23 protein-coding genes and 1 tRNA gene are annotated in these 20,771 nt (G+C 72.2%); 9 read left to right on the top strand and 15 right to left on the bottom strand.

What is annotated here, in order from left to right:
- Nucleotides 1-180 precede the first annotated feature (180 nt).
- From JWN97_RS09920 to dnaG, 3 genes are all read right to left on the bottom strand, one after another.
- Nucleotides 181-256: transfer RNA gene (locus JWN97_RS09920), tRNA-Asn, on the bottom strand.
- A gap of 51 nt (nt 257-307) precedes the next feature.
- Nucleotides 308-826, bottom strand: a complete 519-nt coding sequence (locus JWN97_RS09915) for a hypothetical protein (protein WP_297621874.1) — start codon at nt 824-826, stop codon at nt 308-310.
- Nucleotides 823-2,721, bottom strand: a complete 1,899-nt coding sequence (gene dnaG / locus JWN97_RS09910; RefSeq protein WP_297621872.1) for a DNA primase — start codon at nt 2,719-2,721, stop codon at nt 823-825. The genes JWN97_RS09915 and dnaG overlap by 4 nt, the downstream gene beginning before the upstream one ends.
- 127 nt (nt 2,722-2,848) lie before the next feature.
- Between dnaG and JWN97_RS09905 the strand changes: the two genes are divergently transcribed.
- Genes JWN97_RS09905 through JWN97_RS09895 form a run of 3 tightly spaced genes read left to right on the top strand, consistent with a single transcriptional unit; the run spans nt 2,849 to nt 3,851 of the window.
- Entirely contained in the window at nt 2,849-3,256 is a 408-nt protein-coding gene (locus JWN97_RS09905) for a phage holin family protein (protein WP_297621870.1), read from the top strand.
- Nucleotides 3,249-3,506, top strand: a complete 258-nt coding sequence (locus tag JWN97_RS09900) for a DUF3618 domain-containing protein (protein WP_297621868.1) — start codon at nt 3,249-3,251, stop codon at nt 3,504-3,506. The genes JWN97_RS09905 and JWN97_RS09900 overlap by 8 nt, the downstream gene beginning before the upstream one ends.
- Before the next feature lie 24 nt (nt 3,507-3,530).
- Complete coding sequence (locus JWN97_RS09895; protein ID WP_297621866.1) at nt 3,531-3,851, top strand: YtxH domain-containing protein; 321 nt, start codon at nt 3,531-3,533, stop codon at nt 3,849-3,851.
- Between the two features lie 144 nt (nt 3,852-3,995).
- Here JWN97_RS09895 and JWN97_RS09890 read toward each other — a convergent pair whose 3' ends face one another.
- The 6 genes from JWN97_RS09890 to JWN97_RS09865 all read right to left on the bottom strand — a co-directional run bounded on the left by JWN97_RS09890 (nt 3,996) and on the right by JWN97_RS09865 (nt 10,243).
- Nucleotides 3,996-5,270 (bottom strand): deoxyguanosinetriphosphate triphosphohydrolase, encoded by a 1,275-nt coding sequence (locus JWN97_RS09890; RefSeq protein ID WP_297621864.1) that lies wholly within the window; start codon nt 5,268-5,270, stop codon nt 3,996-3,998.
- A gap of 58 nt (nt 5,271-5,328) precedes the next feature.
- A complete protein-coding gene (locus JWN97_RS09885; RefSeq protein WP_297621858.1) occupies nt 5,329-6,153 on the bottom strand; it encodes a hypothetical protein in 825 nt (274 codons plus the stop codon).
- 291 nt (nt 6,154-6,444) lie between these two features.
- Complete coding sequence (dusB, locus tag JWN97_RS09880; protein ID WP_297621855.1) at nt 6,445-7,584, bottom strand: tRNA dihydrouridine synthase DusB; 1,140 nt, start codon at nt 7,582-7,584, stop codon at nt 6,445-6,447.
- Between the two features lie 37 nt (nt 7,585-7,621).
- A complete protein-coding gene (locus JWN97_RS09875; protein WP_297621853.1) occupies nt 7,622-8,260 on the bottom strand; it encodes a hypothetical protein in 639 nt (212 codons plus the stop codon).
- Between the two features lie 139 nt (nt 8,261-8,399).
- The gene (locus JWN97_RS09870; RefSeq protein WP_363321275.1) at nt 8,400-9,800 is read right to left on the bottom strand and encodes a glycine--tRNA ligase; all 1,401 of its coding nucleotides are present in this window, start codon (nt 9,798-9,800) and stop codon (nt 8,400-8,402) included.
- Nucleotides 9,801-9,859: 59 nt separating this feature from the next.
- A complete protein-coding gene (locus JWN97_RS09865; RefSeq protein WP_297621851.1) occupies nt 9,860-10,243 on the bottom strand; it encodes an antibiotic biosynthesis monooxygenase in 384 nt (127 codons plus the stop codon).
- A gap of 62 nt (nt 10,244-10,305) precedes the next feature.
- On the opposite strand from JWN97_RS09865, the gene JWN97_RS09860 reads away from it, so the two are divergent.
- Genes JWN97_RS09860 through JWN97_RS09845 form a run of 4 tightly spaced genes read left to right on the top strand, consistent with a single transcriptional unit; the run spans nt 10,306 to nt 13,448 of the window.
- Entirely contained in the window at nt 10,306-11,229 is a 924-nt protein-coding gene (locus JWN97_RS09860) for a metal ABC transporter substrate-binding protein (RefSeq protein WP_297621849.1), read from the top strand.
- Nucleotides 11,229-12,053 (top strand): ABC transporter ATP-binding protein, encoded by an 825-nt coding sequence (locus JWN97_RS09855; protein ID WP_297621847.1) that lies wholly within the window; start codon nt 11,229-11,231, stop codon nt 12,051-12,053. The genes JWN97_RS09860 and JWN97_RS09855 overlap by 1 nt, the downstream gene beginning before the upstream one ends.
- Complete coding sequence (locus JWN97_RS09850) at nt 12,050-13,054, top strand: metal ABC transporter permease (RefSeq protein WP_297621845.1); 1,005 nt, start codon at nt 12,050-12,052, stop codon at nt 13,052-13,054. The genes JWN97_RS09855 and JWN97_RS09850 overlap by 4 nt, the downstream gene beginning before the upstream one ends.
- A complete protein-coding gene (locus JWN97_RS09845) occupies nt 13,041-13,448 on the top strand; it encodes a Fur family transcriptional regulator (protein ID WP_297621843.1) in 408 nt (135 codons plus the stop codon). Before JWN97_RS09850 ends, JWN97_RS09845 begins: the two co-directional genes overlap by 14 nt.
- 246 nt (nt 13,449-13,694) lie before the next feature.
- On the opposite strand, the gene JWN97_RS09840 is transcribed toward JWN97_RS09845, so the two are convergent.
- From JWN97_RS09840 to JWN97_RS09820, 5 genes are all read right to left on the bottom strand, one after another.
- The gene (locus JWN97_RS09840; RefSeq protein ID WP_297621841.1) at nt 13,695-14,474 is read right to left on the bottom strand and encodes an isoprenyl transferase; all 780 of its coding nucleotides are present in this window, start codon (nt 14,472-14,474) and stop codon (nt 13,695-13,697) included.
- A gap of 76 nt (nt 14,475-14,550) precedes the next feature.
- Nucleotides 14,551-15,279, bottom strand: a complete 729-nt coding sequence (gene recO / locus JWN97_RS09835) for a DNA repair protein RecO (protein ID WP_297621839.1) — start codon at nt 15,277-15,279, stop codon at nt 14,551-14,553.
- A 43-nt stretch (nt 15,280-15,322) separates the two neighbouring features.
- Nucleotides 15,323-16,183, bottom strand: a complete 861-nt coding sequence (locus JWN97_RS09830) for an alpha/beta fold hydrolase (RefSeq protein ID WP_297621836.1) — start codon at nt 16,181-16,183, stop codon at nt 15,323-15,325.
- Nucleotides 16,184-16,267: 84 nt separating this feature from the next.
- Nucleotides 16,268-17,995 (bottom strand): 2-isopropylmalate synthase, encoded by a 1,728-nt coding sequence (gene leuA, locus JWN97_RS09825; protein ID WP_297621834.1) that lies wholly within the window; start codon nt 17,993-17,995, stop codon nt 16,268-16,270.
- 172 nt (nt 17,996-18,167) lie between these two features.
- Complete coding sequence (locus tag JWN97_RS09820; protein WP_297621832.1) at nt 18,168-18,926, bottom strand: methyltransferase domain-containing protein; 759 nt, start codon at nt 18,924-18,926, stop codon at nt 18,168-18,170.
- Nucleotides 18,927-18,962: 36 nt separating this feature from the next.
- Between JWN97_RS09820 and JWN97_RS09815 the strand changes: the two genes are divergently transcribed.
- Both JWN97_RS09815 and JWN97_RS09810 read left to right on the top strand, forming a co-directional pair.
- Nucleotides 18,963-19,448, top strand: coding sequence for an NAD(P)H-dependent oxidoreductase (locus JWN97_RS09815; RefSeq protein WP_297621830.1), 486 nt, complete (start codon nt 18,963-18,965; stop codon nt 19,446-19,448).
- 8 nt (nt 19,449-19,456) lie between these two features.
- Complete coding sequence (locus tag JWN97_RS09810) at nt 19,457-20,272, top strand: septum formation family protein (protein WP_297621828.1); 816 nt, start codon at nt 19,457-19,459, stop codon at nt 20,270-20,272.
- A gap of 22 nt (nt 20,273-20,294) precedes the next feature.
- Here JWN97_RS09810 and pcaC read toward each other — a convergent pair whose 3' ends face one another.
- On the bottom strand, nt 20,295-20,741 hold the full coding sequence (pcaC, locus tag JWN97_RS21220; RefSeq protein ID WP_363321276.1) for a 4-carboxymuconolactone decarboxylase: 447 nt from the start codon (nt 20,739-20,741) through the stop codon (nt 20,295-20,297).
- Between the last annotated feature and the right edge of the window lie 30 nt (nt 20,742-20,771).

The raw sequence follows: 20,771 nt of genomic DNA, 5'->3' as shown, positions 1-20,771 counted from the left end.
CCACACGACGTCCCCGTGCCGTGCCGGCCGAGCAGGCACCGCCTGACGCGAGCTGCCACCCTCGTCCCGATGCGGGCGCGTCCCGCGAGGGTCTGTGGACAGTCAACGGACAGCCATGGCTGGTGGTTCACATGTCGAAGGGCCTCCGATCTGCGTTTCCGCAGATCGGAGGCCCTTCTCTGGCTCCCCCGGTTGGACTCGAACCAACAACCCTCCGATTAACAGTCGAATGCTCTGCCAGTTGAGCTACAGGGGATCGCTTTGCAGCGGGGGCAAACACTAGCAAGGGCCTGCGCGAGTGGGGAAATCAGGGCAGGCCGACGTCGCGGCGCATGACCTCGAGGGCCTCCCGGGCCACGTCACGGACGGCCGCGTCGTCCGGGTCGACGCCCTCGTCGTACTCGTAGACCCACTGGATCCCGCCCGCTCCGGACGGCGCGCGCCGGGCGATCACGCGCACGCCGCGACGCCCGGAGACCGGCACGTGGCGCTGCAGCACGACGCTCGCGGTGACCCGCTCGCGCACCAGCTCCAGCAGGCGACCCGGCTCGGCGATCGTGGCGGTGTGGACGGGCCGCTGCTCGCCCCAGCTGCCGACCTCGGAGAGCCGGAAGACGTCGGTGTCGCGATCCCAGCCTGCGGCCTCGACCTGCTCCCACGGCACCCGGCTGGTCGCGCCGTCGGCGACGACGTAGAAGGCGTCGCGGGTGCCGGCGAGGACCGTGCCGTCGGTCGCGGTGGCCGTGGCCAGCACCTTCTCCCCCGGTGCGACCGCCACGGACGAGGAGGACGCACGGCCCCGGCCCTTGCCGAAGACGGGGCTCATGACTGTGACCCGGTCTGGCCGACCGCGCCCTCGCGCAGCTTGCGACGGTGCTGCTCGAGCACGACGAGCTCGCCGAACATGCGGTTGTAGTCGAGGGCGTTCTCGACCGGGTTGGTGCGTTGCAGGCGGGCCTTGACGTCGGCGATGCGGCGGGACGTGGTGAGCTCCTGGAGTCGGTAGACGTAGGCGACGGCGAACGTCGGGTTGGGGTCGGAGGTGCCGCGGACCGGCTCGACGCCGAGCTCGGTGACGGCGGCGATGACCGCGGGCTCGGTGGCGGCGGTGCGCACCCGGTTGGCCCAGCCCGCGTCGTCGACACCGCTCGGCGGCCCGCCGGCAGCGGTCACGGCCTCCCAGACGCCCTGGAAGGTCGGGTGGGTGAAGTCGGCGGTGGTGACGTGCGCGGTCGTGCGGCCGACGCCGGCGGGGTGCTGGATGACGAGCTTGAGCAGCTCGCGCTCGATGAGGAAGCGCGGGTCGGACAGGCTGGGCAGCCTCGGCCGCTCCGGCTCGGGGACCTCGGGTGCGTCCCTCCGGCCGCTGCGCGGCTCCTCGGCGGCCGCGGGCCGGCTGGCCGCGCGGCGCACCTCGCCGCGCACCTCGTCGAGGTCGACGCCGACCATGTGGGCGAGCTCGCGGGAGAACGACTCGACCTTCGTCTTGTCGCGGATGCTGGCCACCAGTCCGGCCGCGTCGCGCAGCGCGTCGACGCGCCCGTCGGCGCGGTCGAGGTCGTGGCGGGCGAGGATGTTGTCGAGGGCGAAGCGGTAGAGGGGCTGGCGCTTGGCGACCAGCTCACGGACCGCCTCGTCGCCCTCCTTGATCCGCAGGTCGCAGGGGTCCATGCCCTCGGGAGCCACGGCGACGTAGGTCTGCGAGGCGAACACCTGGTCGCTCTCCAGCACCTTCATGGCGGCCTTCTGGCCGGCCGAGTCGCCGTCGAAGGTGAAGATGACCTCGCCGCTGGTGGCGCCGTGGTCACCCAGGAAGCGGCGCAGGACGCGTGCGTGGTCGGTGCCGAACGCGGTGCCGCACGACGCCACTGCGGTGCGTACGCCGGCGAGGTGGCAGGCCATCACGTCGGTGTAGCCCTCGACCACCACGGCCTGCTGGCTGTCCTTCATCGCGGTGCGGGCCAGGTCGATGCCGTAGAGCACCTGGCTCTTCTTGTAGATGGCGGTCTCGGAGGTGTTGAGGTACTTCGCCTCGATCCGGTCGTCGTCGAAGATGCGCCGGGCGCCGAAGCCGATCGTGTCGCCGTTGGCCTCGCGGATCGGCCACACGAGCCGTCCGCGGAAGCGGTCGTAGTGGGAGCGCCCGTGCGCCACGAGCCCGGCCGCCACGGACTCCTCGTCGGTGAACCGGCGCCCGCGCAGGTGACGGGTCAGCGCCTCACCGTCGCGCGGCGCGAAGCCGACGCCGAACGTCGCCGCCGCTGCCTGGTCGAAGCCGCGCTGGTGGAGGAACTGCCGGGCGACGACCGCATCGGCCGACGCCAGCTGCTCGGCGTAGAACTCCTGGGCGACCTTGTGGGCCTCGATCAGCCGCCCCCGTGCCGGTCCGCGGGGGCGGACCGGCTCGTCGTCCCCCTCCTCGCGGCGCAGCTGGACGCCGTACTTCTCGCCGAGCCGCTCGACCGACTCGGTGAACGTGAGGCCGTCGACCTTCATCAGGAAGGAGATGACGTCGCCGCCCTCCCCGCACCCGAAGCAGTGGTAGAACTGCCGGGCGGGGTTGACGTTGAACGACGGCGTCTTCTCGTCGTGGAACGGGCACAGGCCCTTCAGCGAGCCGCCGCCTGCACGCTTGAGCGTGACGTATTGCGACACGACGTCGTCGATCCGCGCCTTCTCGCGCACCTCGGCGATGTCGTCCTCGCGAATCCGGCCTGCCACGACGGGGAGTCTACGGGCGCCGACCCACCACCGACCCCCCGTCTCCACATCCCCGCCGGGAGGCAGTCGCCACCCCTTGGGAGGGGACGGGGTTGGTCGTGGGGCCGGGGTTTGGCAGGGTCGAGGCATGACTCAACAGCAGGGAGCGCCGGAGAGTCAGACCCTCGGTGCCCTCGTCCACCAGCTTTCCCAGCAGATCCCCGAGCTCATCCGCTCAGAGATCCATCTCGCGCAGGCCGAGATCGCGCAGAAGGGGAAGCGGGCCGGCGTCGGGATCGGCATGTTCAGCGTCGCCGGTCTGCTCGGCTTCTTCGCCCTCGCCACCCTCGTGACGACCGCGATCCTGGGGCTCGCCACCGTCCTCGACGCCTGGCTCGCGGCCCTCCTCGTCGCGCTCGTGCTGCTGGTCGGGGCGGGCATCGCCGGCCTGGCCGGCAAGAACAAGGTCGCCGAGGCAGCTCCGCCCGCGCCCGAGAAGGCCATCCAGGGCCTCAAGGACGACATCGCCACGGTCAAGGGAGACCACCATGAGTGATCAGGACAGCGGCCCGCGCACCCCCGAGCAGATCGAGGCCGAGATCGCCGTCCAGCGCGAGCAGCTCGCCGACACCGTCGACCAGCTCACGGCCCGGCTCGACGTGAAGTCACGGGCGCAGCACAAGGTCGCCGCCCTCAAGGACTCCGCGACGACCGACTCCGGCACCCCTCGTCCCGAGGTGCTGGCCGCGGCCGCCTCACTGCTGGCCATGGCGGTCGTGCTCGTCGCCTGGCGCCGTACCCACTGACCCCACCTCCGAAGGAGCACCACCATGAAGAAACTCACCATCCTCGCCGCCGGCTTCGTCGGCTACGTCCTCGGCAGCCGCGCCGGTCGCGAGCGCTACGAGCAGATCAAGAAGGTCGCCACCCGGGTCAAGGACGACCCGCACGTGCAGGAGAAGGCGACGCAGGCCGCCGACCTGGCGAAGGAGAAGGCGCCGGTCGTCAAGGACAAGGTGGTGGCCGCAGCCAGCACCGCCGCCGACAAGGTGACGCCGTCCCGTGGCGACCGCTCGGACCTCGAGGACCAGCTCAACCCCGACAACGTCGCACTGCAGGACAACCCCTACCCCCAGGGCGACCTGCCCTAGGTTTCGACACGCTCGCTGCGCTCGCTGCTCAACCGGCGGGGCGGATGCGCTCGCTGCTCAACCGGCGGGAAGAATGCGCTCGCTGCTCCACCGGCGGGACGGATGCGTTCGCTGCTCCACCGGCGGGACGGATGCGCTCGCTGCTCAACCGGCGGTGAGCTGGGCGTGGCGGGTGACCGCGCTCGCGTCGGTGAGCGACGCCACCTGGTCGATGACCACCCGGCGCCGCTCGGCGTCGTCGGCGGCCGCCTCCCAGTCCTCCACGAAGACCGGGTCGAGGCCGTCGACGCCCCGCGCCCACAGCCCCTCGACGAGCTCGGCCACCAGCTCGCGCTGGGCCTTCATCAGCGTGACCCGGTCGTCGGCCTGCATGACGTAGTGGGCCGCGATGCCCTTGAGCACGCCGATCTCCACCTCGGTGTGCTCCGGGACCACCAGGTCGGCACGGTGGCGCACGGGCGGGTCCCCCGCCGTCGACGCGAAGGTCGCCTGCTGGACGCTGCCGCAGAAGCGGCCGATCAGGTCGCTGGTGAGGTTCTTGATGGCGGCGAGGCTGCGCCTGCTGCCGTCGTACGACGTCAGGGGCCAGCTCCCGACGGCCCGCAGGCCGGCGAGCGCCGAGTCGAGCGCGGCGTCGTCGATGCCCGGCAGGTACCAGGAGCGCACCGTCTCCCACAGCGCGTCGCGGTCCAGGCGGGTGAGGTCGAGCCGACCGGCCACGATCCCGTCCTCGACGTCGTGGACCGAGTAGGCGACGTCGTCGGCGAGGTCCATCACCTGCGCCTCGAGGCAGCGTCGGCGGCCCTCGACGCCCGTGCGCAGCCAGTCGAAGACCGGCCGGTCGTCGTCGTAGACGCCGAACTTCACCACCACGCGAGGCGTGCCGTCGGCGTGGACGCCGTGCGGACCGGTGGCCTCGCCGCGGGGCCAGGGGTACTTCGTGCAGGCGTCGAGCGTCGCCCGGGTGAGGTTGAGCCCGACCGACCGGCCCTCGGCGTCGAAGGTCTTCGACTCCAGCCGGGTCAGCAGGCGCAGGGTCTGGGCGTTGCCCTCGAACCCGCCGCAGTCGGCGCTGAGCTCGGCCAGCACGCGCTCGCCGTTGTGGCCGAAGGGCGGGTGGCCGAGGTCGTGGGCCAGCGCCGCGGTCTCGGCGATGTCGGGGTGCGTGCCGATGGCGCGCGCCAGGTCACGGGCGACCTGGGCGACCTCGAGGCTGTGCGTGAGCCGGTTGCGCACGAAGTCGTCGGTCTGCGGGCCGACCACCTGGGTCTTGGCCGCGAGCCGCCGCGACGCCGCGGCATGCACGACGCGCGCCCGGTCGCGCTCGAACGCCAGCCGCACGGGGGCGTCCACGCGCTTGGGTGGCTCCGCGACGATGCGCTCGCGCGCCGCGTCGTCGTACAGGTCCTCGGTGCTCATCGGCGGGTCAGCCTAGCGAGCACCGAGGACACCGCGGTCCGGGAGTCCCGGGGGGCGGTCAGTAGACCGTGACGTGCACGTGGTCGTAGTGGTTGGCCGTCGTCGACCCACGGTCGGACATCCCGCGCCAGCCCTCGCCGGAGCGCTCCACGGACCAGATGTTCTGCGAGAAGATGATGTACTCGATGCCGAGCGAGGCGTAGTTGGCCCGGAGGAAGTTGGCCACCGCCCAGCCCGTCTCACCACTGGTCATGATGTCGATGGCGCGGCCCTGGCCGTGCTCGCCGTCGCCCCGCCACGTGCCGTAGGACGTGATCTCCGGCCAGTTGGCGCAGACCACGTCGTGGATCGAGTAGAGCGCAGCGTGCCCGGCGTCGATGGTGGAGCCGTTGGTGCAGGCGCCGCCGAGGCTGGGACCGGCCTCGGGCTTGTCGGCGGCGAGATAGTCGGCACTCACCCAGCGCGACTGGCCGTCGAGGACGATCTGCGCGCGGCCGGCCTGGCGTCGGCCGGTGACCGAGACCTGCTTGAGGGACGCGATCTCGCCCATCTTCTGGGCCTTCTCGCTCGGGCCGTCCCAGAGGTTGAGCGCCTCGGTGGTCCAGAGCTGGTTGTCGAGCTTCTTGGCGCTCTGCCGGGCCAGCTTGTCGACCTGGAGGTCCTGGCGGGCGGCGGCCTCGGCCCGGGCGGCGGTGCGGATCTGCGACCGCGAGACGGTGGCGTCGCTGCGACGGCTGAGGGAGGTCGCCTTGGCGAACGACTGGGTGTTGCTGGACGTGCTGCTGGAGGAGGCCAGCAGGTTGTCGGAGGTCGCGGGGTCGGCAGCGAGCACGCCCATCGTCACGGCTGACATCGTCGCCACGACGGCGATCGGTGCGGACACCAGGACGGAGCGGGGGACTCGCGAGAGGAGGGATGGACGGGGGGTAGCAGGGTTGTCCCGCTTGTGGCGATGCTGAGCCACAGCGCTGATCCTTTGCAGTTGCTGACGGGGGACTGTCGCGCCGATCCACGGACCGAGTGCTTCGGGGCCCGTGCCCACGTCGGCGCGATCATCGAGTGAAGCACAGGATTCTCGGCCTGTCCCAATCTCGCACGGTAAAAACGAGCGTGTTCCGGCTCACCCGGCACGGATCCCGTCGTACGGCGACCGGCCCGGCCTCGCAGCCGGGCGTCAGCCGCCGGTGGTCTCGCTGGTGTCCTCGCGCAGGTGCGCGCCGCGGCCGTCGGTGTCGTCGAGCCACCCCTCGGGCAGCGCCACCCGGGACCGCGGGGACCCCTGCCGACCGCGCGGGGTGCCGAGCTCGCGCACGGGGAACGGCTCGTCGGCGTCGAGGCCCGCAAGCAGGTCGTCGAGCGTGGCCAGCGAGTCGACGAGAGCCAGCCGGTGGCGGAGATCGCCGCCCGCACCGAACCCCTTGAGGTACCAGCTGACGTGCTTGCGGAACTCCTTGCAGCCCCGCTCCTCCCCCATGTGCTCCGACAGCAGCTCGGCGTGCCGGCGCATCATCGTGCGCACCTCGCCGAGGGTCGGCAGCGTCGCCACGTCGTCTCCGTGGAAGGCCGCGGCCAGGTCGCGGAACAGCCACGGGCGGCCCAGGCAGCCGCGGCCGACGACCACCCCGGCGGCCCCGGTCTGCGCGACCATCCGCAGCGCGTCGGCCGCCTCCCAGATGTCGCCGTTGCCGAGGACGGGGATGTCGACGTGCGCGACGAGCGCGGCGATGGCGTCCCAGTCGGCCTCGCCGGAGTAGGCCTGCTGGACGGTCCGGCCGTGCAGCGCGATCGCGGCGACGCCGGTCTCCTGGGCGATCCGACCGGCGTCGAGGTAGGTGAGGTGGTCGTCGTCGAGGCCCTTGCGGGTCTTCATCGTCACCGGGACGTCGTACGGCGCCGCCGCGGCGACCGCGGACGTGAGGATCTCTCCGAGGAGGCCGCGCTTCCACGGCAGGGCTCCCCCGCCGCCCTTGCGGGTCACCTTGGGCACCGGGCAGCCGAAGTTGAGGTCGACGTGGGCCACGCCGTGGTCGGCGCAGAGGATCTCGACCGCCTTGCCGATGTAGACCGGGTCGGTGCCGTAGAGCTGCACGGACCGGACCGTCTCGAGCTCGTCGAAGACCAGCATCTTCTGCGTGGTCTCGTCGCCCTCGACGAGCCCGCGGCTGGTGATCATCTCGCTGACGTACAGCCCGGCACCCTGCTCGGCGCAGAGCCGGCGGTAGGCCGCGTTGGTGATGCCGGCCATCGGCGCCAGCACGACCGGGGTCTCGACACGGAGCGACCCGAGCGTCAGGGAGGCGGGCACGGCGGTCATGGCTCCATTGTCGAGCGGGTCGGGGTCCGACCCAAAATCAGCCGTTGCCGCGCTTCTTCCTCGCGGGCCTGCCGGGCTTCCCGGCGGAGGCCTTCACCGGCTTCGCCACCTCGCCGGTCCACACGATCGGGTCGTAGCCCTCGGTCGGCTCGAAGACCATGTCGATGATCCGGGCGCCGTCGGGCACGAGGTAGACCAGGCACATCTCGGCCGCGTCGCCCGGCGCGAACGGCGTCGGCATCGGCCCGCTCTGGCAGGCGGTGAAGTCGCCGCCGAGCGTCCACGGCGCCCCCAGCGTGCCGTTGGCGTCGCGCAGGTAGAGCGGGACCTCCTGGCCGGCGAGATCGGTCTCGCCGGTGTTGCTCAGCGACACCGTCACGAAGTAGGGGCGCGCCCGGGCCGTGGCGTCGTCGCGCACCCAGCCGTCGAAGACCGACGGGGACTGCTCGGCGACCGCGTCGACGCTCAGGTCGAGCGTGCCGGTGAGGCTCGTCGCCGGCTGCCACACGAGGGTGGCCGCGTCACCGAAGTCGAGCTCGGTGCCGGGCGCGGTGGAGTCTGCGTCGACGGCGGCGGTGGCGGGCGCCTCGGGGCTGGGCGTGGCCTCCGGGTCGGATCCCCCGCACGCGGTCAGCGACCACGCGAGGACGATCGGGAGGAGGACCGTGCGGCGCATGCCGCCATGGTGGCACGGCGCGGGCGCCGGATCCCTGACCAGCACCGAGCCGCGAGTGGTGTGAGCTCGCATGACACCTCCGGATGCGTGGGTGGACCTACCCGCCCACCGTGCCACACACCCGGGGCACGCCGACTGCTCAGCAGCCGACGAGGCGCTCGGCGAACCAGCGGGTGATGCCGTCGAGGCTGACCCGCTCCTGGGCCATGGTGTCGCGCTCGCGGATGGTGACCGCGTTGTCGTCGAGGGTCTCGAAGTCGACCGTCACGCAGAACGGCGTACCGATCTCGTCCTGGCGGCGGTAGCGACGACCGATCGCGCCGGAGTCGTCGAACTCGACGTTCCAGTTCTGGCGCAGCTCCGCAGCCAGGGCCTTGGCCTTGGGCGAGAGGTCGGCGTTGCGGCTCAGCGGCAGCACGGCGATCTTGACCGGCGCGAGGCGCGGGTCGAGCTTGAGCACGACGCGCTTGTCCACGCCACCCTTGGTGTTGGGGGCCTCGTCCTCGGTGTAGGCGTCGATGAGGAACGCCATCAGGGAGCGGGTCAGGCCGGCCGCGGGCTCGATGACGTAGGGGAGGTAGCGCTCGTCGGCGGCCTGGTCGTAGTAGGACAGGTCCTTGCCGGAGAACTCGCTGTGCTGCTTGAGGTCGAAGTCGGTGCGGTTGGCGATGCCCTCGAGCTCCTCGAAGTCACGACCGGAGAAGCCGAAGCGGTACTCGATGTCGGTCGTGCCCTTGGAGTAGTGGGAGAGCTTCTCCTGCGGGTGCTCGTAGTGGCGCAGGTTGTCGGGGTTGATGCCGAGGTCGACGTACCAGCGGGTGCGCTCCTCGATCCAGTAGCGGAACCACTCGTCGTCCTCGCCGGGCTTGACGAAGAACTCCATCTCCATCTGCTCGAACTCGCGGGTGCGGAAGATGAAGTTGCCGGGGGTGATCTCGTTGCGGAAGCTCTTGCCCATCTGGGCGATGCCGAACGGCGGCTTCTGGCGGCTCGAGGTCACCACGTTGGCGAAGTTGAGGAAGATGCCCTGCGCGGTCTCCGGGCGCAGGTAGTGCAGGCCCGACTCGTCCTCGATGACGCCGAGGTAGGTCTTGAGCATCATGTTGAAGTTGCGCGGCTCGGTCCACGCACCGCGGGTGCCACAGTTGGGGCAGGGCACCGACTCGTTGATGTCGACCGTGTCGGGGTCGTCGATCCCCTTCTTGGCGGCGTAGTCCTCCTGGAGGTGGTCCTCGCGGAAGCGCTTGTGGCACGACTGGCACTCGGTCAGCGGGTCGCTGAAGGTGCTCAGGTGGCCGGAGGCCTCCCAGGTGCGGGTGGGCAGGATGACGCTGGAGTCGAGGCCGACCACGTCGTCGCGGCGGGTGACCATGAAGCGCCACCACTGGCGCTTGATGTTCTCCTTGAGCTCCACGCCGAGCGGGCCGTAGTCCCAGGCCGACTTGGTGCCGCCGTAGATCTCGCCGCACGGGTAGACGAAACCCCGGCGCTTGGCGAGGGAGACGACGTTGTCGAGGGCGGTCGGGGCGGGCTTGGCCACAGTGGTTCCTTCTACATGGGGCAGGTCGGGCCGGCTGGCTGCCGGCTCGTGGCGAGCGCTCAGCGTATCGACCCTTCGAGACGGACTCCTCCGTCGCCCTCCTCAGGACGGCGTCGGCCCCGGGCCTCGTTGAGGTCGGTCCCCTCCTCGACCACCTCGTAGGCGCTGGGCTCGTCGAGGGCGTGGACCATCAGCGGCTGGATGTGCATCTTGCCCTCGTAGGACCCGAGCGCGCGACGGTAGGAGCCGACGTTCTCCCACCGCGTGGCCAGGGCCCACAGGGTCGGGTCGTCGACGTTGCGACCGACCTCGCCGCCGACGTACCCGGGCTTCGCGGCGAGGATGCCGAGCGCGTGCAACAGCCCGCGTCGCAGCTCCTCCCCCGCGGCCTCGTCGGAGAAGCCGTCGGAGGTCTGGGCACGGAGGCGGGTGACGACGAGCACGGCGCCAGCCTACGTCCCGGTCGGTTTGACAATGATTCTCAACACTGGTGAGAATCGTTCTCATGTCGTCCGTCGTCCGACCGATCGCCCTGGCCGCCTCCCTCACCACCGCCTTCCTCTTTGCGGGCTGTGGTGCGACCGCCGACGACTCCGGGAACGGTCGCCCGGCAGCCGCGGCGTTCTACCCGCTGGCCTGGGTGACCGGTCGGGTGGCGGGTGACGGGTGGTCGGTGCAGAACCTGACCCAGCCCGGCCAGGAGCCGCACGACCTCACCCTCGACGTCGCCCAGACTGCGGCCCTGGAGCGCGCCGAGCTGGTCGTGCTGGAGGAGGGCTTCCAGCCGGCGGTGGACGAGACGGCCGCCAACGTCGAGGCTCCCGTCCTCGACGCCGCCTCCGTCGTCGACCTGCAACCCACCGCGGAGGACCACGCCGACGACGGCGACGACCACGGCGACGACCAACGTGACCTCGACCCGCACTTCTGGCTCGACCCGCTGCTGGTGGCCGACTTCGGCGACGCGGTCGGCGACGAGCTCGCCGAGGTGGACCCCGACAACGCCGAGACGTACGCCGCGAACGCCGCCGACCTGCGCCGCGACCTGGAGACGCTCGACACGGAGTTCAGCGAGGGACTGGCCACGTGCGAGCGGAGCACGGTCGTGGTCAGCCACGAGGCGTTCTCCTACCTCTCGCGCTACGGCCTGGACTTCGAGGCCATCGTCGGCCTCTCCCCCGACGCCGAGCCCACGGCCGCCGACCTCGCCCGGCTCGAGCAGCTGGTCGCCAGCGACGGCGTGACGACGGTCTTCTCCGAGCGGCTCGGGAGCGCGAAGTCCGCCGAGACCCTCGCGGGCGACCTGGGCGTCACCACGGCGGTGCTCGACCCCCTCGAGGGCCTCTCAGACGAGACCAGCGACGAGGACTACCTTTCCCTCATGCGCGAGAACCTGACCGCACTCCAGCAGGCCAACGGCTGCTCGTGATGCATCCCGACCCCGCCGTCCCGCCCGTCGTGCTCGATGGCGCGTCCGTCGCCATCGGCGGACGACCGATCCTGCGCGAGGTGGACCTGATGGTCCGCACCGGTGACTTCGTGACCCTGCTCGGCTCCAACGGCTCCGGGAAGTCCACGCTCGTGCGGGCCGTGACCGGCCTCCTCCCGGTCGCGGGCGGGGTGCTGCGCCTGTTCGGCACACCGGTCGAGGACTTCCACGACTGGCAGCGCCTCGGCTTCGTGCCGCAGCGCTCCACGGCGACCGGCGGGGTGCCGGCGACGGTCCGCGAGGTCGTCGCGTCGGGTCGCATCGGCCGCCGCCGGCTCCTGCGGCCGGCCGGCGCCGCTGACCGCCGTGCCGTCGAGGAGGCGATCGAGGTCGTCGGGCTCGCGGACCGGGCGTCGTACGGCGTCTCCCAGCTCTCCGGTGGCCAGCAGCAGCGCGTGCTCATCGCCCGCGCGCTGGCCGGCGAGCCCGACCTGCTGGTGCTCGACGAGCCCACCGCCGGCGTCGACCTGCCCAACCAGCAGGCCCTCGCCGACGCCCTCGGTCGGCTCAAGGCACGCGGCGCGACGATCGTGCTCGTCGCCCACGAGATCGGCCCGATGATGCCGCTGATCGACCGCACCGTGGTCATGCGTGACGGGCGGATCGCCTACGACGGTCCGCCGCTGACCCAGGAGGTCGCGTCGCACACGCACCACCCCCACGACCACGGCGACGCCCGGGTCCACGACCACGCCCCCCACGTGGGCTCACCCCTCGACGGGCCGCTGGACCCGCACCGCTGGAACGGTGGAGGCCGGCCATGACGTTCCTCGACCTGTTCTCCCTGTCCTTCATGCAGCGCGCGCTCGTGGCGGCGCTGCTCACGGGGTTGGCCGCACCGGCGATCGGCACGTTCATCGTCCAGCGGCGCCTCGCGCTGCTGGGCGACGGCATCGGCCACGTCGCCGTCACCGGTGTCGCGCTCGGGCTGCTCACCGGCACCTCCCCCACGTGGACCGCCGTCGCGGTCGCCGTGCTGGGGGCGCTGCTCATGGAGGTCATCCGCGAGCGCGGCCACACCAACGGCGACGTCGCCCTGGCGCTGCTGTTCTACGGCGGGCTGGCCGGCGGCGTCCTCATCACCGGTCTGGCCGGGCAGGGCGCGGCCACGCTGCAGGCCTACCTCTTCGGCTCGCTCAACAGCATCTCGCCCGGCGACGTCTGGTTCACCGCGGCGCTGGCGGTCGTGGTCCTCGTCGTCACGCTGGGGCTCTCGCCCCAGCTGTTCGCCGTGGCCAGCGACCCGGAGTTCGCCCGGGTCGCCGGACTGCGCGTGCGGGCGTACAACATGCTGATCGCGGTGCTCGCCGCGGTGAGCATCACCGTCGCCATGCGCACGGTGGGGCTGCTCCTGGTCTCGGCGCTGATGGTCGTGCCGGTGGCCACCTCGCAGCAGCTGGCAAAGTCGTTCCGGACCACGCTCCTGGGCGCGATGGCGGTCGGCTCCCTCGCCGCGGTCGGCGGGCTGGTCCTCAGCGCGGCCCTCTCCTTCCACGCATCGGTGGCGCCCGGCCCCACGATCGTGCTGCTGGCGCTGGCGATGTTCGCCGCCACCTGGCCACTCGGCGTGTGGATCCGGCACCGCTCACGCCTGATGGCGCCCTTCCCCGAGGTCACCGCGACGCCCCACCGCACCAGCGGCGAGCACGACCACGCCCACGGGCCGGAGTGCGGGCACCCGGGCGTGCCGCACGGCGACCACGTCGACTACGTCCACGACGGGCACCGGCACGCCCCCCATGGAGAGCACTATGACGAGCACTGACCACGGCGCGCGGCCGGCCGTCCGGCCCACCCGCCAGCGGCTCGCGGTCGCGGCCGCCCTGGCCGGCTTCGACGACTTCCGCAGCGCCCAGGAGATCCACGACCTGATCTGCCAGCAGGGCGACTCGGTGGGCCTGGCGACCGTCTATCGCACCCTGTCCGCGCTCGCCGAGGCCGGCGAGGTCGACATGCTGCGCAACGAGGACGGCGAGGCCATCTGGCGCAGCTGCTCCGACACGCACCACCACCACCTCGTGTGCCGCTCGTGCGGGGCGACCGTCGAGGTCGAGGGCCCGGCCGTGGAACGCTGGACCAACGCGATCGCCGGCGAGCACGGCTTCGCCGACATCAGCCACACGCTGGAGATCTTCGGGACCTGCCCGGCCTGCCGCTAGGCCCGGCCCCGTCCCGGCTCGGGCGGTGGTGGAGCCACCTTCCGGGCCGGCGGACCGTCGCTGGACCACCGCTCGCGAGCGTGTCGTACGCCGACACCCCCATCGGCGGTGGTGGAGCCACCTTCCGGGCCGGCGGACCGTCGCTGGACCACCGCTCGGCAGCGTGTCGTACGCCGCCACTCCCATGGGCGGTGGTGGAGCCACCTTCCGGGCCGGTGGACCGTGGCTGGACCACCGCTCGCGGGATCAGGCCTGGTTGGGGAGCGCGCCGCCGTAGCGGCGGTCGCGTCGGGCGTACGTCTCGACCGCGGCCCACAGGTGCCGGCGGTCGACGTCGGGCCAGAGCACGTCGGTGAAGACCATCTCGCTGTAGGCGGCCTGCCACAGCATGAAGTTGGACAGCCGCTGCTCCCCCGACGTGCGCCACACGAGGTCGGCGTCGGGCAGCTCGGGGACGTAGAGGTGGCGGGCGAAGACCTTCTCGTCGATCTTGTCGGGGTCGAGCCGGCCGGCGGCCACCTCGCGGCCGATGGCCCGGGCGGCGTCGGCGAGCTCGGCGCGGCCGCCGTAGTTGACGCACATCGTTAGGGTCAGCACGTCGTTGTCGCGGGTCATCTGCTCGGCGACCTGGAGCTCCTTGATGACCGACCTCCACAGCCGCGGGGCGCGCCCGGCCCACCGCACCCGCACGCCGAGCTCGTGCATCTCGTCACGCCGCCGGCGGATCACGTCGCGGTTGAAGCCCATCAGGAAGCGCACCTCGTCGGGCGAGCGCGACCAGTTCTCGGTGGAGAACGCATAGGCCGAGATCGCCTTCACACCGATCTCGATCGCGCCCTCGACGACGTCGAAGAGCGAGGACTCGCCCTGCTCGTGGCCCTTGGTGCGGGGCAGGCCGCGGTCCTTGGCCCAGCGGCCGTTGCCGTCCATCACGATGGCGACGTGCTCGGGCACGAGGTCGCGCGGCACCGGCGGGGGCATGGCTCCGCTGGGGTGCGGGGTCGGCGGTCGGACGGGTCGCTTCACGGGGCTGAGCCTAGGCCGATCGTCGGCAGACGCGCCGACTCGGCGCGCTGCGCGTCAGCAGACGCGCCGACTCGGCTCAGCGCTCGACGTACGCCATGGAGCGCAGGCCCCGCTCGAGGTGCCAGGCGAGGTAGGCCGAGACGAGGCTGCTGGCCTCGCGCAGGTGGCGCGGGTCGGCGGTGTGCACGACCGGCCAGTCGCCGACGAGCAGCGCGCCCAGCACCAGCAGCGTCTGGGGCGCGGGGGTGGCCGACCCGGGCAGCTTGTCGGAGGTGCACAGGACGCCCCCGGCCGACGGGTTGAAGAAGCGGTGCGGCCCCTCCAGCCCGCACTGCACGCAGTGGTCGAACGACGGGGCGTAGCCGGCGACCGAGAGCGAGCGCAGGAGGTAGGAGTCGAGGACCTGCTTGGCGGGGTGCTCGGTGCCGGCCATCGCGCGCAGCCCGCCGACGAGGAGGAGGAACTGCTGGACGGCGGGTTCCTGCTCCTCGGTGACCAGCCGCTCGGCGGTCTCCAGCATCACCGTGCCGGCGGTGTAGCGGTCGTAGTCCAGGCCGAGGCGTGCGTTGAAGGGGTCGATGGTCTCGGCCTGGGTGATCACGTCGAGGCTGCGGCCCTCGGCGAGCTGCAGGTCGACGTGGGTGAACGGCTCGAGGCGCGAGCCCCAGCGCGACGTCGTACGCCGCACGCCCTTGGCGACCGCGCGCACCTTCCCGCGCTGTCGCGTCAGGAGGGTGATGATGCGGTCGGCCTCGCCCAGCTTGTGGGTGCGCAGCACGACCGCCTCGTCGCGGTAGAGGGGCACGGGACCATTCTCCCCCACGCACCCGCCGCACGCCGGTTGGACGTCAGCGTTTCCGGGCGCGGGTGGTCGCGGCGCCGGCGCGCCAGCAGTCGACGGCGAAGTCGGCGGCCGCCGCGGTCAGCCGGTCCGGCCGGAACCGCCACTCCAGGATCGAGGACGCGCGCTCGAAGCGGACGTTGGGCAGCTCGGCGGCGAGCATGTCGGCGTCGACGAAGGGATGGATCGGGTCGATCGGGTGGCCGACGAGGAAGACCGGCGCGTGGATGCGGCGGCGCTGGCTGGACGACGGCGCCAGGCGCCCGAAGATCACACCGTGCAGCACCGAGGCGATCGAGTCGGCGCGGTGGTCGACGGTGTCGAGCCCGATGCCCGCCCAGAACGGGACGATGCCGCGCGGCACCGACCGCGCCAGCTTCTGGAGGGTGTTGGCCGTGAAGGGCAGATAGCGCGCGGCCAGCATGATCGGGACGAAGGCCAGGATCCCGGCCACCAGCGCGTGGTTGAGGACCGGCATCTCGACGATCAGGCCCCTGACCCGCTCAGGGGCGATGACGGCCACCTCGAGCGCGACGTTGGCGCCGAGCGAGGTGCCGCCGATGACCGCCTGCTCGGCGCCGAGGTGGTCGAGGAGCGCCACGACCTGCTCGCCGAAGGAGGTCATCGAGTACACCAGCGGGTCGGGGGGCTGGTCGGAGCGGCCGTGGCCCAGGAGGTCGAGCGTCACGACGTGCAGGCCCTGCGCCGCCATCGCCCGCGCCAGCGGCTGCTGCATCCGGCGGGGCATGAGCAGGCCGTGCAGCAGCACGACCCACTCGTCGCCCGAGCCGTACTCGGTGTACTCGAGCCGGTCGCGCCCGCCGTCGGACTCGACGAAGAACTGCCCGATCCGCTCGCTCACCAGCATGGGCTCAATGTAGTCCGCTGCAATCGGCTGGCGCCGGACCTCCATCGAGGAGCTTTGTGCAGCGGACTACCGAGGCGGGCGGGGTCAGGCGCGGTTGACGGCACTGATCACGGCCTTGAGGGAGGCGGTGACGATGTTGGGGTCGAGCCCGACGCCCCACAGCACCTTCTCGCCCACGGCACACTCGACGTACGCCGCCGCGATCGCATCGCCACCGGCCGAGAGCGCGTGCTCGGCGTAGTCGAGGACGCGCACGTCGTGGCCGAGCCCGGAGATGGCGTCGACGAAGGCGGCGATCGGGCCGTTGCCCTCGCCGGAGAGCTCCTGCCGCTCGCCGTCGACGAAGACCCCGACCGTGAGCCGGTCCTTCTCCCCCGCGGCGCTGGAGGTGTGCACGGTGTCGAGCTCGAGCGGCGTCCGGCGGTCGAGGTACTCCGCGCGGAAGACCCCCCAGATCTCCTCCGGCGTGATCTCGCCGCCCTCGGTGTCGGTGCGCTGCTGGACGACCCGGCTGAACTCGATCTGCGCGCGGCGCGGCAGGTCGAGCTTGTGCTCGGACTTGAGGACGTAGGCCACGCCGCCCTTGCCGGACTGGCTGTTGACCCGGATCACGGCCTCGTAGGTGCGGCCGACGTCCTTGGGGTCGATCGGGAGGTACGGCGCCTCCCACGGGAGCTCGCCGACCTCGACGCCGAGGGCCGACGCCTTCTTGTCCAGGTCCTCGAGGCCCTTCTTGATGGCGTCCTGGTGGGAGCCGGAGAAGGCGGTGTAGACGAGGTCGCCGGCGTAGGGGTGGCGCGGGTGGACCGGCAGGTTGGTGCAGTACTCGACCGTCCGGCGGACCTCGTCGATGTCGCCGAAGTCGATCTGCGGGTCGATGCCCTGGCTGAAGAGGTTCATGCCCAGCGTGACGAGGTCGACGTTGCCGGTGCGCTCGCCGTGGCCGAAGAGGCAGCCCTCGACCCGGTCCGCGCCGGCCATCAGCGCCAGCTCGGTCGCGGCGACCGCGGTGCCGCGGTCGTTGTGCGGGTGCAGGCTGATCGCCGAGTGCTCGCGGCGGGTCAGGCCGCGGCCGAAGTACTCGATCTGGTCGGCGTACGTGTTGGGCGTCGACATCTCCACCGTGGCCGGCAGGTTGAGGATGATCTCGCGCCCGGCCTCGGGCTGCCACACGTCGGAGACCGCCTCGCAGACGCTGAGGGCGAAGTCGGTGTCGGACTGGGTGAAGATCTCGGGGCTGTACTGGTAGCCGAAGTCCTGGCTGCCGACGATGCCGCCGAGGCGCTCCTCGGCGTACTTCATCACCATCTCGGTGCCACGGACCGCGATGTTGCGGCACTCGTCGGGGGTGACGTTGAAGACGACCCGCTGGAACAGCGGCGCGGTCGCGTTGTAGAGGTGGATCGTCGCGCGCGGGGCGCCGACCAGCGAGTCCACGGTGCGCTCGATGAGGTCCTCGCGGGCCTGGGTCAGCACCGAGATCTGTACGTCGTCGGGGATCCGGTCCTCCTCGACGAGCTTGCGCACGAAGTCGAAGTCGGTCTGGCTGGCGCTGGGGAAGCCGACCTCGATCTCCTTGTAGCCCATCTTCACGAGCAGCTCGAACATGGTGAGCTTGCGGGCCGGGGTCATCGGGTCGATGAGGGCCTGGTTGCCGTCGCGCAGGTCGGTGGAGAGCCAGCGCGGTGCCTTCTCGACCTTCCTGGTGGGCCAGGTGCGGTCGGGCACGTCGACGGGGACGAAGGGCGTGTAGCGGCCGAACGGCATCGGGCTGGTGCCCTGCTGGTTGGCGGTGTTGCTCAAGTGGGTCATGATTTTTCCTCGCTGTGCTGAAGGGGCGACCGGCACGCGCCGCACTCCGCAACGAGGGGGCCGGGTCAGGCCTCGTTGCGGCTGCGAAGGAGGAGCAGGCTGCGCATCATGACGCCACCAGAGTAGCCCCGGCGCGCCGAACGCGCTCCCCGCCTCCCGGGAACTGAGACGACTAGGCCCGGCCGCGGGCGGCGTAGGCGAAGGCGGTGAGGTCGAAGGGGCCCTCGCCGAGGTGGCGCCGCAGGACCCGCTCGAGCTCCGCGCGCTGCTCGGGGTCGAGCGCGGCGACGGCCTCACCGGCGGGTCCGACGCCGTGCTGGTAGGGCTGCCACCACTCCTCGAACGACGGGTGCGTGACGGTCACTGCCAGCTCGGTGGTCTCGATGTCGCGGAGCGCCGCGCCCTCGAGGACCGCGAGCAGGCTGGCGCGCGAGCCGCCCTGGAAGTCGCTCTCGTCGGGGTGCTCCGGGGCCACCTCGGCCATCGCCTCCCACAGCGGCGCCATCGGGGCGCGCGAGCCGGCCAGGTCCCAGACCGTGGCCGCGACCCAGCCGTCCGGGCGCGTGACGCGCTTCATCTCGGCGACGCCCCCGACGGGGTCGGACATGAAGTGCACGACCAGGCACGCCCCCGCCAGGTCGAAGGAGTCGTCGTCGTAGGGCAGCGACTCGGCCCCGGCCTGGCGGACGTCCACCCCGGGGAGGCGGTCGCGACAGGCGGCGACGAACGGCGCGGACGGGTCGACGGCACTGACGTGGTCGGCACCCAGCCGGTCCACGAGCACGCTGGTCAGCGCACCCGGCCCGCACCCCACGTCGATCGCGCGCTGGCCGGGCGTCGGCGCGAGCCATGCGGCGAAGTCCGCGGCGAGCGGTCGCGAGTAGCGACCCATGAACCGGTCGTAGGCCTCGCCCGCCACCTCGAAGGACACGACACGGGAGGCTACTCGCACTCGTAGGCTCTGACCATGCCCCGACTGCTGGTGGTCCACCACTCCCCGACCCCGTCGGTCAGCGCCCTGACCGACGCCGTGGTCGCTGGTGCCTCGGACGATGCGATCGAGGGGGTCGAGGTCGTCCTCCGGGCCGCGCTGGACGCGGACGCCGACGACGTGCTGGCCGCAGACGGCTACGTGCTGGGGACCCCGGCCAACTTCGGCTACATGAGCGGTGCGCTGAAGCACTTCTTCGACACGATCTTCCTGCAGGCCGGTGGCGCGCTCAGCGACGACGGGTCGGCCGCGACCGCCGAGGGTGGCCGCAAGCCCTACGGCCTCTACGTCCACGGCCGCTACGACACGGCCGGCGCCGTGCGCTCGGTGCAGTCGATCGTCGGTGCGCTGTCCTGGCGCCAGGCCGCCCCCGTCCTCGAGGTGCTGGGCGACGTCGGTGAGGCGGACCGGGAGTCGGCGTACGAGCTGGGCGGGACGCTGGCCGCCCTGGTGATGGGGTGAGGGTGCCGATGCCGCGCGCCCTCGCCGCGACCCTCGCGGCGGCGCTCCTGCTGGCCGGTTGCACCGCCTCCCCCAGCACGCCCCCCGAGCCGCCCGCGCCGTCGGGGTCGTCGACTCCGACCGAGACCGTCCCGCCCGATCCCGGCCCGACCCCGAAGGTCGGCCAGTGTCACGCCCTGTCATTCCCGCAGGCACTGGCGGTGGTGGGACGCACGGAGCCCGTCGCGTGCCGCCGCGCACACACCGCCCAGACCTACTTCGTCGGCCGGCTGCGCCTGGAGACGCCCGCCGGGCGGTCCCGTCGGGTCGGCTCCGAGGCCGCGCAGCGACAGGCGCGTACGACGTGCACGGCGCGGCTCCCCCGCCACCTGGGCGTGACGCCGCGCGAGCTGCGCCTGACGATGGCCCAAGCGGTGTGGTTCACCCCGAGCCCGCGACGTGCCGAGGCCGGCGCCGACTGGTTCCGCTGCGACGTCGTCGCCGTCGCCTCGCCCCGGCAGCTGCTGAGGCTGCCGCGGCAGACGAAGGGCTGGGGCGACGCGCCGGTCGTCGCGATGTGCGCTACCGCGGCCCCCGGCACACGAGCGTTCCGTCGGGTCGGCTGCGGGGCCCGGCACACGTGGCAGGCGGTCTCCACGGTCGACATCCCCGGCCGCAGGCTGCCCGCCCCGGCAGCGGTCGCGGACCGGATGGAGGCTCCCTGCGGCGACGTGGCGCGGGCCCGGGCCGACGACCCGCTGGACTTCACCTGGGCACAGGAGAGCCCGACGAAGGAGCAGTGGGACGCCGGGCGGCGCTACGGGATCTGCTGGGTCCCTGCCTGACCGCTGCCGGGCGAGGCGCGGGTCACGCGTCGGGCGCCTCGCCACCGGGGAGCTCGTCGGCCAGGACCTCCTGGGCGATCCGGAACGCCGTGTTGGCGTCCGGGACGCCGCAGTAGATCGCGGTCTGGAGCAGCAGCTCGGTGATCTCGTCGACCGTGACCCCGTTGGTGCGCGCGGCCCGCAGGTGCATCGCGAGCTCCTCGTGGTGGCCGCGGGCGACGAGGGCGGTCAGGGTGATGAGCGACCGGCTGCGGCGGTCGAGACCGGGCCGGGTCCAGATGCTCCCCCACGCATAGCGGGTGATCAGCTCCTGGAAGTCGCGGGTGAGGTCGGTGGTCGCGGCGGTGGCACGGTCGACGTGCGCGTCGCCGAGCACCTCGCGCCGCACCTGCATGCCGGCGGCGTGGACCTCGTCGAGGGTGCGGTGGCCGTCGCGTGCGGGACTGCCGAGCAGGTGCTCGCGGAGCATGCGGGCCACCACCTCGGGCGCCTCCGCCGG

This window comes from Nocardioides sp. (assembly GCF_025965415.1).
Lineage (GTDB): Bacteria > Actinomycetota > Actinomycetes > Propionibacteriales > Nocardioidaceae > Nocardioides.
The sequence above is the reverse complement of the archived record's forward strand: the minus strand, read 5'-3'. Positions and strand labels throughout refer to the sequence as shown.